We start from the raw sequence: 14,298 nt of genomic DNA, 5'->3' as shown, positions 1-14,298 counted from the left end.
CAAGCCAAAGCCCGTCTAGGCTTTGGCTTGTTCCATCTTCACTGCAGAGGGATTGCCATGGGCATCATTGGAACCATCTTCATCGGCCTCATCGTTGGCCTGCTGGCCCGCTTCATCAAGCCGGGCGACGACAGCATGGGCTGGATCATGACCATCCTGCTGGGTATTGCCGGCTCCTTGCTCGCCACCTACGGCGGCCAGGCACTGGGCATTTATCAGGCGGGGCAGGCCGCAGGGTTCTTCGGCGCGCTGGTCGGTGCCGTCGTCCTTCTGGTGATCTACGGATTAATCAAGAAACGCTGAATACCGTTTAGAATGCTCGGCAATTCATCCGAGTTGCCGAGCATTTTCATGCGTGCCTTATTTCTCATCCCCTTGCTTCTGGCCAGCACCCTGGCCCGTGCCGAGCTGCCCGAAACCGACTGGCTGGAGCTGATGCCCAAGTCGGACCAGAAGGCCCTTGAGCAGATGCCCGAAATCGACCACAACTCGCCGGAGGCCATGGGCACCTTCACCGACAAGGGCGGCCTCAAGCAGAGCAAAGGGTTGCCGGCGGTGATGTATTCGACCAAGACCGTGGCCGCCATGAACGGCAAACAGATTCGCCTGGGCGGTTACCCGGTGCCGCTGGAGAGCGATGCCAAGGGCAACAGCACGCTGTTTTTCCTGGTGCCGTACCCGGGCGCCTGCATCCACGTGCCGCCACCGCCACCGAACCAGTTGGTGCTGGTGCGCTACCCGAAGGGGCTGAAAATCGACGACATCTACACGCCGCTGTGGGTTAGCGGGGCGTTGAAGGTGGAGAAGGTCAGCAACGACCTGGCGGATGCGGCCTATGCGCTGGATGCGCAGAAGGTGAGGGTGGTGGAGGACGCTGACCTCTGAGTGGGTCTGTGCCGGCCTCTTCGCGGGGCAAGCCCGCTCCCACAGGATGATCATAGGTCCCGAGCATTACGGGACCTGTGGGAGCGGGCTTGCCCCGCGAAGAGGCCGGTAAAGTCACCGCAAGGCTCAGATCGCTTCACTGCCGATACTGACGCTCAACGAGCAACTCGCCCCAGGCCTCAGCGTCACCACGTCATCCCACACATTCGCCGTCTCGATGCACAGCATCCGCTGCCAGCCATCATCCGCCATGTCCGGCAGCTCCCGCGCCCGCTCGGTCCACGGGTTCCAGATCACCGCCGAGCGCGAGCCACTGCTGGTCAGGGTAATCCGCCGCGCCCAGTGCGGGTCGACAATGCTCAGGGTTTGCGGGGTAGCCAGGTAGATCCGGTCAGTCTCCCCGGCAAATGCCAGCGCACCTTGCTGCTGGCGCTGCTCCCAGTCGGCCAAGGTCTCGATGTAGCTCAACCCGTCCACACCCTCGACCCGCGCCTGGCGCACGTCGCTGACGGCAAAGTAGCTGTGCAGGGCCTGGCTGATGGTCACACTGTCGCTGCCGAGGTTATAGCTGGTCAGCGTCACGTTCAGCTGTTCGCCCAGCTCGATCAGCAGCTTCAGCTCGACCTCATGCGGCCAGCCGGGCAAGTCACCTTGAGCCGCAGGCAGCTCGAATTCGATCTGAATCGTGTCGCCGACCTGCTCGGCCCTGTTCAACTGCCAGTCGCGACCCCGCACCAGCCCATGCGCGGGGGCTTGTTCGCCCTTGTACATATTTTGTACAGACGCGGGGTTGCGCTGCAGGTTGCCAAACCACGGCCAGCACACCGGTACCCCGGCGCGCACGGATTTGCCCTGGCGGAAAATGGCCTGGTCGCTCAGCCACAGCAGCGGCGGTTCGCCCACACGCTGGTAGCTGAGGATCTGCGCGCCCTGCTGGGCGATCAGTAGTTCGGCATGCTCGCTGGTGATGCGCCAGCAATTGAGTTCGCCGTGTTGCTCGGTGTCGACCTTGAAAGTAGCCATTGCACTCGTCTCATTGATTGCCCTGTGGGCCTTGGACCCGGGCACGTGCAATGAGTTTACCGCCGGCGTGGCTCAGCGACGAGGCACAGAGCGGGTGCGGCCACTGCCGTCGATGGCGACGAAGACGAATACCGCTTCGGTCACCTTGCGCCATTCGCTGGACAGCGGGTCGTCGCTCCACACTTCGACCATCATCTGGATCGAGCTGCGGCCGATTTCCAGGGTCTGGGTATAGAACGAGAGCTGGGCGCCCACGGCGACCGGGACCAGGAAGGCCATGCGATCGATGGCCACCGTGGCCACACGGCCACCCGCGACACGGCTGGCCATGGCAGTGCCGGCCAAATCCATCTGAGCGACCAGCCAGCCGCCAAAGATGTCACCAAAGCCGTTGGTCTCACGAGGGAGTGCGGTGATTTGCAAGGCCAGGTCGCCTTGCGGGATTGGATCTTCTTGTTCGAGCTCAATCATGCGATGGGGCCTCTGACCCGTGACGCTTTCGTTGGTGTGGCGCAAAGGCCGGGTAAACGATTCAGCTGGAAACATACTACGCCGATTTCGTTTCACTGGGCGGCCGTAGGGAAACTCTGCGAAACCGCCTGACATGCAGACCGGCGTTTTCGCACAACATCCCACGCTAGGAGCAACCTTTTCCTACGAACGGCCAGTATATAGAGCATAACGGCCAGCGACGACCGCGCATTCATGAATATCTGTATGGTTTTTGTATCGCTTTCGGCGCGCCTCGGCAATTTGCTATCTTCGCTCGTCTACCAATCCAGAAGTCGCGCGCCAAGCGGCCTGCATGACCTACAAGAGAAAGATCGATGACCTCCGTGCCGAGCAGTATCGAGCAGCCTTCACGGCCGCTGACCCGCAGCGACTACAAGACCCTTTCACTGTCCGCCCTGGGCGGTGCACTGGAGTTCTACGACTTCATCATCTTCGTGTTCTTCGCCACGGTGGTCGGCAAGCTGTTCTTCCCTGCCGACATGCCGGAATGGCTGCGCTTGATGCAGACGTTCGGCATCTTCGCCGCTGGCTACCTGGCGCGGCCACTGGGCGGCATCGTCATGGCGCACTTCGGCGACCTGCTCGGGCGCAAGAAGATGTTCACCCTGAGCATCTTCATGATGGCGCTGCCGACCCTGATCATGGGCCTGCTGCCGACCTACGCGCAGATTGGCCTGTGGGCACCGGTTTTGCTGCTGCTGATGCGCGTGATTCAGGGCGCGGCGATTGGTGGCGAGGTGCCGGGCGCCTGGGTGTTCGTCTCTGAGCACGTACCAGCGCGCAATACCGGCTACGCCTGCGGCACGCTGACCGCCGGGCTGACCTCGGGCATTTTGCTCGGCTCGCTGGTCGCGACCCTGATCAACAGCATTTACACCCCAGGTGAAGTTGCCGATTACGCCTGGCGTATACCGTTCTTGCTGGGAGGTGTGTTCGGCCTGTTCTCGGTGTACCTGCGCCGCTGGCTGCATGAAACCCCAGTGTTCGCCGAGATGCAGCAGCGCAAGGCCCTGGCCGAAGAGCTGCCGCTGCGTGCCGTGCTGCGTGATCACCGTGGCGCGATCATCTTGTCGATGCTGCTGACCTGGCTGCTGTCGGCTGGCATCGTGGTGGTGATCCTGATGACCCCGGCGCTGCTGCAGAGCTTCTACCAAATCAGCCCAACCGACTCGCTCAAGGCCAACAGCCTGGCCATTGTGCTGCTCAGCCTCGGCTGCATCGGTGCCGGTAGCCTGGCCGACCGCATCGGCGCTGGGCGTGTGTTCATCGTCGGCAGCCTGCTGTTGCTGGCGAGCTCCTGGACCTTCTACCACAGCCTGCCGACCCGCCCCGACCTGCTGTTCCCGCTGTATGCGCTGACCGGCCTGTGCGTTGGTATCGTCGGCGCCGTGCCCTATGTGATGGTCAAGGCCTTCCCACCGGTGGTGCGTTTCAGCGGCTTGTCGTTCTCTTACAACGTCGCCTACGCCATCTTCGGCGGGCTGACGCCGATGGTGGTGACCGCGCTGTTGAAGGTCAGCCCAATGGCGCCGGCCTATTATGTGGCGGGGCTGTGTGCTGTCGGGCTGGCCGTAGGCGTTTATCTGTTCGCCAATAAGCGCTGACCACGCCCGATAGCGCCGGTGTGTTGCCCTACTGGTGAAGAGATAGGGCAACATTCCCTTCCTGTCAGGCGATTTTCCTACCTGTTCATTCGGCTCCCTTAAGCTGCTGTTGGCCCTGTATTCATGTACAGTAAGGCCTTGGCTACTTGATCCTTCATGGAGGTGCCCATGGCCTATTCAGCATTAGCTGTGGCAAACGCCTTCATTGAGCGTGCGCGAAAAGGTGAAATCCGAAATCTCACGCCGATGAAGCTTCAGAAGCTTCTCTTCTACACGCAGTCATGGCATCTGCGTCTGAACGGGGAGAGATCTCCTCTAATCGATGATAATTTTGCCCGTTGGAAGTTTGGCCCGGTCATCCCGTCGCTTTACCATGAGCTCAAATCCTATGGCGCCCAAGAGGTGACATCGCTGATCAAGAATATAAATTTTGATAGCGATGGTGATGCGATCCTCATCACGCCAACCGTTCCAAAGTCTGATCAGGCCACCCACAACCTGATCGATAAAATCATCAGCAAGTACGGCAAGTTGACGGGCACCGAACTCTCCAATCTGACGCATGAGGCGGGGACCGCCTGGGCAGAAGGTGATGCAGACGGCTCGCCGATCACCTGGGGCGAGATGGCTCAAAAAATTCACCCTGAGAGCCGTTTCAGTGGCAAAGAATGATCTCGATCTAGGTGATTTGAACCTTGAGGTTTCCGGCGAAGGTCCGGTTGAAGATGTTCAGCCAGTCAATGACGCGGCTGAAAAGGACGCTGACCGCGAAAAGGTAGAAAACCTCAAGGACCAGAAGGCTGAGCGCCAACTGCGCAAAAAGTATGCAGGCCGCGCGTTCTGGTTTGCGGTCGCCGGTGTTTCGTTTTGGTGTGCGCTTTTAGTCTGGAACGGCTGGGCGACTTACTACACCGGAAAGTCGCCGTTCTCCGACAATCTGCTGATTGCTGTAACAACCGCTACGTCGATTAACTTGTTTGCCGCCTTCCTCGGCGTCATTCGCGGCCTCTTTCCTGCCGGCGGCAAGCGATCAGGCGGCTAGCCCTCCGTTTAAAAGCCTCCTTGCAACATCTTGAAAAGGCCATCCCCGGCACCCGGTGATGGCCTTTCATCCAATTGTCACATTGAAGTCATATCGTATTCATGCGGCCTGCAGATACTTGGGCCCGATCCATCCAACACCCCCAATATTCCTGCTAGGAGCAAGGCATGAAACTGAAGCGTTTGATGGCGGCCCTTACCTTCGCCGCCGCTGGCGTTGCAACCGCCAATGCGGTAGCCGCTGTCGACCCAGCAATCCCGACCTACACCAAGACCACCGGTGTTTCGGGCAACCTCTCCAGCGTCGGTTCGGACACCCTCGCCAACCTGATGACCCTGTGGGCCGAGGCCTACAAGAAGGAATATCCGAACGTAAACATCCAGATCCAGGCCGCCGGCTCCTCCACCGCGCCACCCGCGCTGACCGAAGGCACCGCCAACCTGGGCCCGATGAGCCGCAAGATGAAGGACGTCGAGCTGCAGGCCTTCGAGCAGAAGTACGGCTACAAGCCGACCGCCATCCCGGTCGCCGTTGACGCCCTGGCTGTATTCGTCCACAAGGACAACCCGATCAAGGGCCTGACCATGGCTCAGGTCGATGCGATCTTCTCGTCCACTCGCCTGTGTGGCGCCAAGGCCGATGTCAAAACCTGGGGCGACCTGGGCGTGACCGGCGACCTCGCCAACAAGCCAGTGCAGCTGTTCGGCCGTAACTCGGTATCGGGCACCTACGGCTACTTCAAGGAAGAAGCCCTGTGCAAAGGCGACTTCAAGCCTAACGTCAACGAACAGCCTGGCTCGGCTTCGGTCGTGCAGTCGATCAGCTCCTCGCTGAACGGCATTGGATACTCGGGCATCGGCTACAAGACCGCTAGCGTCAAGACCGTAGCCCTGGCCAAGAAAGAAGGCGGCGAGTTCATCGAAGACAACGAAGAAAACGCCCTGAACGGCAAGTACCCGCTGTCCCGCTTCCTGTACGTCTACGTCAACAAGGCCCCGAACAAGCCTCTGGCTCCGCTGGACGCCGAGTTCATCAAGCTGGTGCTGTCGCAAGCTGGCCAGCAGGTCGTGGTGAAGGATGGCTACATCCCGCTGCCGGCCAAAGTGGTCGACAAGACCCTGGCTGACCTGGGCTTGTCCCACGCTGGTAACGTCGCAAAGAAGTAAGTAACTGAGGAAGCGGCCGGTGCCTAAGCCCGGCCGCTTCCACGAATTCTCAGTCCGAAGCCAGAACCCCTGAGCGTCGGGCTTTCTTGCGTCACTGCATTGTCATGTTTTTGTCATACGGGACCGCTAGGGTGTGCGCATGAATGATCTGGCCAACTCCACCATGACCCAAAATTCCCAACCCGTGCGGATTGACTTCAATACGCCCGAGTTGCAACGCAAGCGCCGCATGCGTGCGCTCAAGGACCGCCTGACCCGCTGGTATGTACTGGTGGGCGGGCTTGCCGTATTGGCGGCTATTACCCTGATTTTCTTCTACCTGGCCTACGTGGTGCTGCCGCTGTTCCAGGGCGCCGAGCTGACCAGCAAGAAGGCCCTGGAGCCGACCTGGCTGCAACAGGATGCCGGCAAGCCGCTGATGATCGCGCTTGAAGAGCAAAACCTGGTGGGCATGCGGGTTTCCGACAAGGGGCAGGCACTGTTCTTCGACACCAAGACCGGTGCCGAGCTGCAGCGCGTCGACCTGCCAGTGCCGGCCGGTACCCAGGTGAGCTCCATCAGCACCGATCAGCCGGGTAGCCCGCTGGTTGTGCTGGGTCTGTCCAATGGTCAGGCGTTGGTGTTCCACCACACCTACAAGATCACCTACCCGGACAACAAGAAGACCATCACCCCAGGCATCGACTACCCCTACGGCAAGGACGCGTTCGTGCTTGACGACCAGGGCCGCCCTCTGGAGCACGTGAGCGTCAACGTCAACGGCGAAACCCTGCTGCTGGCAGGTTCCACCGGTTCGCACCTGCAGGTCACCCAGCTGACCCGCGAAGAGAACATGATGACCGGCGAGGTCACCAGCGAGCAGAACCGTATCGACCTGCCGCAGATGACCGAACCGGTCAAGGCCATCTACGTCGACCCGCGCCAGCAATGGCTGTACGTGGTCAACGGCCGTGCCACCGCCGACGTCTTCAGCCTGCGCGACAAAAGCCTCAACGGCCGCTACAAGCTGCTGGAAGATGGCAATGCCGAGATCACGGCCAGTGGCCAGTTGGTGGGCGGTATCTCGCTGATCTTCGGTGACTCCAAAGGTGGCTTGAACCAGTGGTTCATGGCCCGCGATCCCGATGGCGAGTCGCGCTTCAAGTTGATCCGCAGCTTCCAGATGGGCACTGCGCCGATCGTCCAGATCGATGCCGAAGAGCGCCGCAAGGGCTTCATCGCCCTGGACGCCGAAGGCAAGCTTGGTGTGTTCCACAGCACCGCGCACCGCACCCTGCTGGTCGAGCCGGCTGCAGAAGGCGCTGGCATCCTGGCCCTGTCGCCGCGTGCCAACCGCATCATCATCGAGGAAGGCGGCAAGCTGCTGCCGCTGAGCCTGAAGAACCCGCACCCGGAAGTCTCCTTCAGCGCGCTGTGGGGCAAGGTCTGGTACGAGAACTATGACGAGCCCAAGTATGTCTGGCAGTCGACTGCGTCGAACACCGACTTCGAGCCCAAGCTGAGCCTGTCGCCGCTGACCTTCGGTACCCTGAAGGCTGCGTTCTACGCGATGATCCTGGCCGCCCCGCTGGCCATTGCCGCCGCCATCTACACCGCCTACTTCATGGCCCCTGGCATGCGCCGCAAGGTCAAGCCGGTGATCGAGCTGATGGAAGCGATGCCGACGGTGATCCTCGGCTTCTTCGCCGGCCTGTTCCTCGCGCCGTACCTCGAAGGCCACTTGCCGGGTGTGTTCAGCCTGTTCGTACTGATGCCGTTCGGCATCCTGCTGGCCGGTTTCGTCTGGAGCCGCCTGCCGGAGTCGATCCGCCTGCGCGTGCCGGATGGTTGGGAAGCGGCGATCCTGATCCCCGTGATTCTGTTCACCGGCTGGTTCGCCCTGACCATGAGCCCTTACCTGGAGACCTGGTTCTTCGGCGGCGACATGCGCCTGTGGATCACCAACGACCTGGGCATCACCTACGACCAGCGCAACGCCCTGGTAGTCGGCATCGCCATGGGCTTCGCGGTCATCCCGAACATCTACTCGATTGCCGAAGACGCCGTGTTCAGCGTGCCGCGCAGCCTGACCCTGGGCTCCCTGGCCCTGGGTGCGACGCCGTGGCAGACCCTGACCCGCGTGGTCATCCTCACCGCCAGCCCGGGTATCTTCTCGGCGCTGATGATCGGCATGGGCCGTGCGGTGGGCGAGACCATGATCGTGCTCATGGCCACCGGCAACACCCCGGTGATGGAGATGAACCTGTTCGAAGGCATGCGCACCCTGGCCGCCAACGTGGCGGTAGAAATGCCGGAGTCGGAAGTCGGTGGCAGCCACTATCGCGTGCTGTTCCTGGCGGCCCTCGTGCTGCTGATGTTCACCTTCATCATGAACACCTTGGCCGAGCTGATTCGCCAGCGTCTGCGCAAGAAATACTCGTCGCTTTGATAGAAAGGTAGAGATCCGTGAAAAAGGATTCCCTCAAAGGCTGGTTCAAGAGCGGCGCCCCAGGCGTCTGGATCAGCGGTGGCGCGGTTGCCATGGCGGTGATCATGACCATCGGCCTGCTGTCGGTCATCGCCGTGCGAGGCCTGGGCCACTTCTGGCCGGCCGACCTGGTCCAGGCCACCTACAAGGTGCCTGGCCAGGCTGATCACATCGTCGTCGGCGAAGTGGTGCAAAAAGAAGAAGTGCCCCGTGCACGCCTGAAGGGTGCCGGCTTGCCGGTACCTGAGCAGGGCCCGGAGTTCATGACCCGTGAGCTGATCAAGGTCGGTAACCGCGACCTCAACGGCAGCGACTTCACTTGGGTGGTGGGCGACTGGCTGGTCGATGAGCAACGCCCGGTCGACCTGATGGCGTTGGAACGCCGCGAGTGGGGCAACTTCTACGGCTACCTGGTCAGCGTCAAGGAAGAAGGCCGCGTGGTCGCCGAAGGCCCTGCTGCCTGGAACGAACTGCAGGCCCGCCTCAAGCGCGCCAACCAGCTCAATGGCGAATTGCAGCAACTCGAGAAAAAAGACATCGGCGCCATCAACCATGGCCTCGAACGCCTGCGTTTGCATAGCCGCAAGCTGGAGCTGGAGGGCAAGCTCGATGCCGCTGCCCAGGCCGACATGGACGCCGAGCGTGCCGAGCTGAACAGCCGCTACAAGGCCATCGAAGACCGCCTCAGCGGCCTGCACCAGGCCTTCTCCCGTGACAGCCTGGTGGCACGTGATGCCAACGGCCGCGAAGTGGAGATCAACCTGAGCAAGGTGGTGCACGCCATCCAGCCGAACGGCATGTCCGGGCTGACCAAGATGGGCACTTACTTCGCCAAGGTCTGGGAGTTCCTCAGCGACGACCCGCGTGAAGCCAACACCGAGGGCGGCATCTTCCCGGCCATCTTCGGTACCGTGATGATGACCCTGATCATGGCCGTGATCGTGACCCCGTTCGGCGTGCTGGCTGCAGTCTACCTGCGCGAATACGCCAAGCAGGGCCCGGTGACGCGCCTGATCCGCATCGCGGTGAACAACCTGGCGGGTGTACCGGCGATCGTCTACGGCGTGTTCGGCCTGGGCTTCTTCGTCTATGTACTGGGTGGCTCGATCGACCGGCTGTTCTTCCCCGAGTCGCTGCCGGCACCCACCCTGGGTACCCCGGGCCTGCTGTGGGCCTCGCTGACCTTGGCGCTGCTGGCGGTACCGGTGGTGATCGTGGCCACCGAAGAAGGCCTGGCGCGGATTCCACGCACCGTGCGCGAGGGCTCGCTGGCCCTGGGCGCGACCAAGGCCGAGACCCTGTGGAAAATCGTCCTGCCGATGGCCAGCCCGGCCATGATGACCGGCATGATCCTCGCCGTGGCCCGCGCCGCGGGTGAAGTGGCGCCACTGATGCTGGTGGGTGTGGTGAAGCTGGCGCCGTCGTTGCCACTGGATGGCAACTACCCGTACCTGCACCTGGACCAGAAGATCATGCACCTGGGCTTCCACATCTATGACGTCGGCTTCCAGAGCCCTAACGTCGAGGCCGCGCGCCCGCTGGTGTATGCCACCGCGCTGCTGCTGGTGCTGGTGATCGCCACCCTCAACCTCTCGGCGGTGTGGATCCGTAACCACCTGCGCGAGAAGTACAAGGCGCTGGACCACTGATCCTGATTACAAGCGTGCCGCCTGCAAGCCGGGCGGCCCTTTGAAACGAATTGATAGCGTATGGAGTTGACCATGCAGCACGAATCCCATACCCACGGCATCGACATGTCTGCCCTGGGCCGCGACAAGCAGAGCCTGCGCCTGGCCGAAGAGACCGTGGCCATCGAAGTACCGGGCCTGAGCCTGTTCTACGGCGACAAGCAAGCCTTGTTCGACGTCAGCATGAATATCCCCAAGCAGCGCGTGACCGCCTTCATCGGCCCGTCCGGCTGCGGCAAGTCGACCCTCCTGCGTACCTTCAACCGCATGAACGACCTGGTTGACGGTTGCCGCGTGGAGGGCGCCATCAACCTGTATGGCACCAATATCTACCGCAAGGGCGAGGACGTGGCCGAGCTGCGCCGCCGTGTGGGCATGGTGTTCCAGAAGCCGAACCCGTTCCCCAAGACCATCTACGAGAACGTCGTCTACGGCCTGCGCATCCAGGGTATCAACAAGAAGCGCACCCTCGACGAAGCCGTCGAATGGGCACTGAAGGGCGCCGCCCTGTGGGATGAGGTCAAAGACCGCCTGCACGATTCGGCCCTGGGCCTGTCGGGTGGCCAGCAGCAACGTCTGGTCATTGCCCGCACCATCGCCGTGGAGCCAGAAGTATTGCTGCTCGACGAACCGTGCTCGGCACTGGACCCGATCTCGACGCTGAAGGTCGAAGAGCTGATCTACGAATTGAAATCCAAGTACACCATCGTCATCGTGACCCACAACATGCAACAGGCGGCGCGCGTCTCGGACTACACCGCCTTCATGTACATGGGCAAACTGGTCGAATTCGGGGACACCGACACCCTGTTCACCAACCCGGCGAAGAAGCAGACCGAAGATTACATCACCGGTCGCTATGGCTAGTCGGTCTGCCAGCCGCAGGCCTGGGGCCAAGGGATAACACGAACGACTTGAAGCTTGCGGCTTGAGGCTTGCAGCTTTTTCGCGGAGCGAAACGATGATCAACAAAGAAAGCCTTACGCATCACATCTCCCAGCAGTTCAACGCCGAGCTCGAAGAGGTGCGCAGCCACCTCCTGGCCATGGGCGGCCTGGTCGAGAAACAGGTCAACGACGCGGTAACCGCGCTGATCGAGGCCGATTCGGGCCTGGCTCAGCAGGTGCGCGAGGTCGATGAGCAGATCAACCAGATGGAGCGCAACATCGACGAGGAGTGCGTCCGCATCCTCGCCCGCCGCCAGCCAGCGGCGTCCGACCTGCGCCTGATCATCAGCATCTCCAAGTCGGTGATCGACCTGGAACGCATCGGTGACGAGTCGACCAAAATCGCCCGCCGCGCCATCCAGCTGTGCGAAGAAGGCGAGTCGCCACGCGGCTACGTTGAGGTGCGCCACATCGGCGACCAGGTGCGCAACATGGTGCGCGACGCGCTGGACGCCTTTGCCCGCTTCGATGCCGACCTGGCGTTGTCGGTGGCGCAGTACGACAAGACCATCGACCGCGAGTACAAGACCGCACTGCGCGAGCTGGTGACCTACATGATGGAAGACCCGCGTTCGATTTCGCGGGTGCTGAGCGTCATCTGGGCCTTGCGTTCGCTGGAGCGTATCGGCGACCACGCCCGCAACATTTCCGAGCTGGTGATTTACCTGGTGCGCGGCACCGACGTCCGCCACATGGGCCTCAAGCGCATGAAGGCGGAAGTGCAGGGCACCAGCGGCGATGAGGCCGAAAGCGCTAATGTTCCGGGCCAAGCGGACGATAAATAGTATTGCTCCCGAGCCTCAACGCCCGGCTTAGGCCGGGCGTTTTCGTTTGCGGTCGAGCAGCCATCAGGCACCCGCGAACGGTGTGAAGAAGTCCCGCTCCACGCGCAGTTGTGGCAAGTAGCCATCACTTGCCGGTAGGCTAGTCGGGATTCAAGAGGAGTATCGATGAGTAAAGTCAATGTGCTGGTCGTGGATGACGCCCCGTTCATCCGCGATCTGGTCAGGAAGTGCCTGCGCAATGCCTTTCCGGGCATGGTCATCGACGATGCGGTCAACGGTCGCAAGGCCATGGCCATGTTGGGCAAGGAGCCGTTCGACCTGGTCCTGTGCGACTGGGAAATGCCCGAGATGTCGGGCCTGGAGCTGCTCAGTTGGTGCCGTCAGCAGCCCGCGTTGAAGAGCCTGCAGTTCATCATGGTGACCAGCCGTGGTGACAAGGAGAACGTGATCCAGGCCATTCAGGCCGGTGTGTCCGATTTCGTCGGCAAGCCGTTCACCAACGAGCAGTTGCTGACCAAGGTAAAGAAAGCCCTGAGCAAGATCGGCAAACTCGACAGCCTGATGGCCACTGGGCCTGCGCGGGCGAATTCGGCGTTTGCCAACGATTCGCTGAGCGCGCTGACGGGCGGCAAGCCTGAAGCCGTCAAGATCGCGGCGCCTGCTGCCGCGCCGGCCAAGCCGCTGCTCAACGCACCGGCACCGCCTGCGGCTGCACCCAGTGGCCGTGGCCAAGGCCAGTTGCGCCTGTCTAGCGGCACACAGCCGTGCGTAATCAAGGCGTTGAGCCTGAAAGAGGCGCTGCTGGTGGTGCGCCGCAGCGAAGCGCTGCCGCAGGTGCTTGAGGGCGCGGTACTGGACCTGGAGCAAGGCGAAAACGCCGAAGTCGCGCGCCTGAACGGTTACCTGCATGCCGTCGCGGCGCTGGAGCCCAAGCCAGACAGTGACTGGCTGCAGCTGACCTTCAAGTTCGTCGATCAGGATGCGCAGAAGCTCGACTACCTGTCGCGGCTGATTGCCCGCGGCACGGCGCAGAAGCACTTCACGCCCGGCGCCTGATCGACAGTCAGGCCTACGCGGTTCTTGTAGGAGCAGCCTTGTGCTGCGAAGAGGCCGGTGATAACACAGTGATATTGGCTGTTATCACCGGCCTCTTCGCAGCACAAGGCTGCTGCTACAGGGTACGTTTTCGCCATCCGACCAACTGTCATATCCCCCGCCAAACCGGCTGCTAGGCTTCGACAGATCACAACTGTCAAAAAGCCACTATCATGCCCGCCCGCCTGCTGCTGTTCTGTGCATTGCTCATGGCCTCGGCGTCGAGCCTGGGCGTGACCCTCTACCCGATTACCGATGCCAACGGTGTGGGTGCCTATACCGACCGGCCAGGCCCCGGGGCCAAGCCGATCGAGCTGCATGAATCCATGGTCGAGCGCCAGGAAAGCCAGGTGCGGCTCAACGCGATCGTGTTCCAGGGCGGCGTGAGCTTTTCTGCGCGCAATGAATCGCATGTGCCGGTGCAGGTCGAATTGCACCTGGACAAGCTGATCAACGCTCAAGGCGGCAATGCGCCGCGGATCGTGCGCAGGGTGCTGCCAGGGCGTTCAACCCAGATGCTCAGCGTGCTGCGGGGCCGCCCTGGGACGTTGCTGGGCTATCGCTCGACGCTGCTGCAGGCAATGGGCGACCCGGGGCTGCGCCCTCAGGGTTATCGGTACGCCTTCCCCTGGCTGGGCGGGCCGTTTCGGGTGACGCAGGGGCCCAACGGCCGCTTCAGCCATTTTGGCCCCAAGGGGCGCTATGCCATGGATATCGCCATGCCTGAGGGCACGACCATCATTGCGGCCCGGGAAGGGGTGGTGGTGAATGTCGAGAACAGCCAGACCGGGCGTGGCAGCAACCCGTCGGGCAATTTTGTCAGGGTCCTGCACGCCGACGGCACCATGGGCGTGTACCTGCACCTGATGCGCGGTTCGGTGGTGGTGGCTGAGGGGCAGCGGGTGAAGCAGGGGCAGATGCTGGCCAAGTCCGGCAACACCGGCAACAGCACCGGCCCGCACCTGCATTTTGTGGTGCAGCGCAACGTGGGGTTGGCGCTGGAGTCGATACCCTATCAGTTCGACAGGCCGATCAGTGGGCTGCCCGACTTTACGGCGGGCAACCCCTGAACGAGGGACCGTA

At 61.9% G+C, this 14,298-nt stretch carries 14 protein-coding genes; 12 read left to right on the top strand and 2 right to left on the bottom strand.

Annotated features, from left to right (window positions below):
* The first annotated feature begins 57 nt into the window (after positions 1–57).
* Both AC5PZ0_RS06820 and AC5PZ0_RS06815 read left to right on the top strand, forming a co-directional pair.
* The gene (locus AC5PZ0_RS06820) at positions 58–303 is read left to right on the top strand and encodes a GlsB/YeaQ/YmgE family stress response membrane protein (RefSeq protein ID WP_027592121.1); all 246 of its coding nucleotides are present in this window, start codon (positions 58–60) and stop codon (positions 301–303) included.
* A 48-nt stretch (positions 304–351) separates the two neighbouring features.
* Complete coding sequence (locus tag AC5PZ0_RS06815) at positions 352–885, top strand: DUF3299 domain-containing protein (protein WP_420832917.1); 534 nt, start codon at positions 352–354, stop codon at positions 883–885.
* 126 nt (positions 886–1,011) lie between these two features.
* Here AC5PZ0_RS06815 and AC5PZ0_RS06810 read toward each other — a convergent pair whose 3' ends face one another.
* Together AC5PZ0_RS06810 and AC5PZ0_RS06805 are read right to left on the bottom strand one after the other, a co-directional pair.
* Complete coding sequence (locus AC5PZ0_RS06810) at positions 1,012–1,908, bottom strand: D-hexose-6-phosphate mutarotase (RefSeq protein ID WP_493854571.1); 897 nt, start codon at positions 1,906–1,908, stop codon at positions 1,012–1,014.
* 72 nt (positions 1,909–1,980) lie between these two features.
* Positions 1,981–2,379 (bottom strand): acyl-CoA thioesterase, encoded by a 399-nt coding sequence (locus AC5PZ0_RS06805; protein WP_003253317.1) that lies wholly within the window; start codon positions 2,377–2,379, stop codon positions 1,981–1,983.
* A gap of 356 nt (positions 2,380–2,735) precedes the next feature.
* On the opposite strand from AC5PZ0_RS06805, the gene AC5PZ0_RS06800 reads away from it, so the two are divergent.
* The 10 genes from AC5PZ0_RS06800 to AC5PZ0_RS06755 all read left to right on the top strand — a co-directional run bounded on the left by AC5PZ0_RS06800 (position 2,736) and on the right by AC5PZ0_RS06755 (position 14,285).
* The gene (locus AC5PZ0_RS06800; RefSeq protein WP_027592124.1) at positions 2,736–4,025 is read left to right on the top strand and encodes an MFS transporter; all 1,290 of its coding nucleotides are present in this window, start codon (positions 2,736–2,738) and stop codon (positions 4,023–4,025) included.
* A gap of 168 nt (positions 4,026–4,193) precedes the next feature.
* Positions 4,194–4,697 carry a Panacea domain-containing protein gene (locus AC5PZ0_RS06795; RefSeq protein WP_099430814.1) on the top strand — a complete coding sequence of 168 codons (504 nt, stop codon included), beginning with the start codon at positions 4,194–4,196 and terminating at the stop codon, positions 4,695–4,697.
* Positions 4,684–5,067 (top strand): hypothetical protein, encoded by a 384-nt coding sequence (locus tag AC5PZ0_RS06790; protein WP_225874404.1) that lies wholly within the window; start codon positions 4,684–4,686, stop codon positions 5,065–5,067. Before AC5PZ0_RS06795 ends, AC5PZ0_RS06790 begins: the two co-directional genes overlap by 14 nt.
* 167 nt (positions 5,068–5,234) lie before the next feature.
* On the top strand, positions 5,235–6,233 hold the full coding sequence (locus AC5PZ0_RS06785; protein WP_027592125.1) for a phosphate ABC transporter substrate-binding protein PstS: 999 nt from the start codon (positions 5,235–5,237) through the stop codon (positions 6,231–6,233).
* A 139-nt stretch (positions 6,234–6,372) separates the two neighbouring features.
* The gene (locus AC5PZ0_RS06780; RefSeq protein ID WP_274884824.1) at positions 6,373–8,661 is read left to right on the top strand and encodes an ABC transporter permease family protein; all 2,289 of its coding nucleotides are present in this window, start codon (positions 6,373–6,375) and stop codon (positions 8,659–8,661) included.
* A 17-nt stretch (positions 8,662–8,678) separates the two neighbouring features.
* Positions 8,679–10,349 carry a phosphate ABC transporter permease PstA gene (pstA, locus tag AC5PZ0_RS06775; RefSeq protein ID WP_027592127.1) on the top strand — a complete coding sequence of 557 codons (1,671 nt, stop codon included), beginning with the start codon at positions 8,679–8,681 and terminating at the stop codon, positions 10,347–10,349.
* 72 nt (positions 10,350–10,421) lie between these two features.
* Positions 10,422–11,255 carry a phosphate ABC transporter ATP-binding protein PstB gene (pstB, locus tag AC5PZ0_RS06770; RefSeq protein ID WP_027592128.1) on the top strand — a complete coding sequence of 278 codons (834 nt, stop codon included), beginning with the start codon at positions 10,422–10,424 and terminating at the stop codon, positions 11,253–11,255.
* A 94-nt stretch (positions 11,256–11,349) separates the two neighbouring features.
* The gene (gene phoU / locus AC5PZ0_RS06765) at positions 11,350–12,120 is read left to right on the top strand and encodes a phosphate signaling complex protein PhoU (protein ID WP_027592129.1); all 771 of its coding nucleotides are present in this window, start codon (positions 11,350–11,352) and stop codon (positions 12,118–12,120) included.
* A 165-nt stretch (positions 12,121–12,285) separates the two neighbouring features.
* The gene (locus tag AC5PZ0_RS06760; protein ID WP_493854570.1) at positions 12,286–13,176 is read left to right on the top strand and encodes a response regulator; all 891 of its coding nucleotides are present in this window, start codon (positions 12,286–12,288) and stop codon (positions 13,174–13,176) included.
* A 212-nt stretch (positions 13,177–13,388) separates the two neighbouring features.
* On the top strand, positions 13,389–14,285 hold the full coding sequence (locus tag AC5PZ0_RS06755; RefSeq protein ID WP_027592131.1) for a peptidoglycan DD-metalloendopeptidase family protein: 897 nt from the start codon (positions 13,389–13,391) through the stop codon (positions 14,283–14,285).
* Positions 14,286–14,298 lie beyond the last annotated feature (13 nt).

It is taken from the genome of Pseudomonas sp. 5.2 (genome assembly GCF_059025405.1).
The sequence above is the reverse complement of the archived record's forward strand: the minus strand, read 5'-3'. Positions and strand labels throughout refer to the sequence as shown.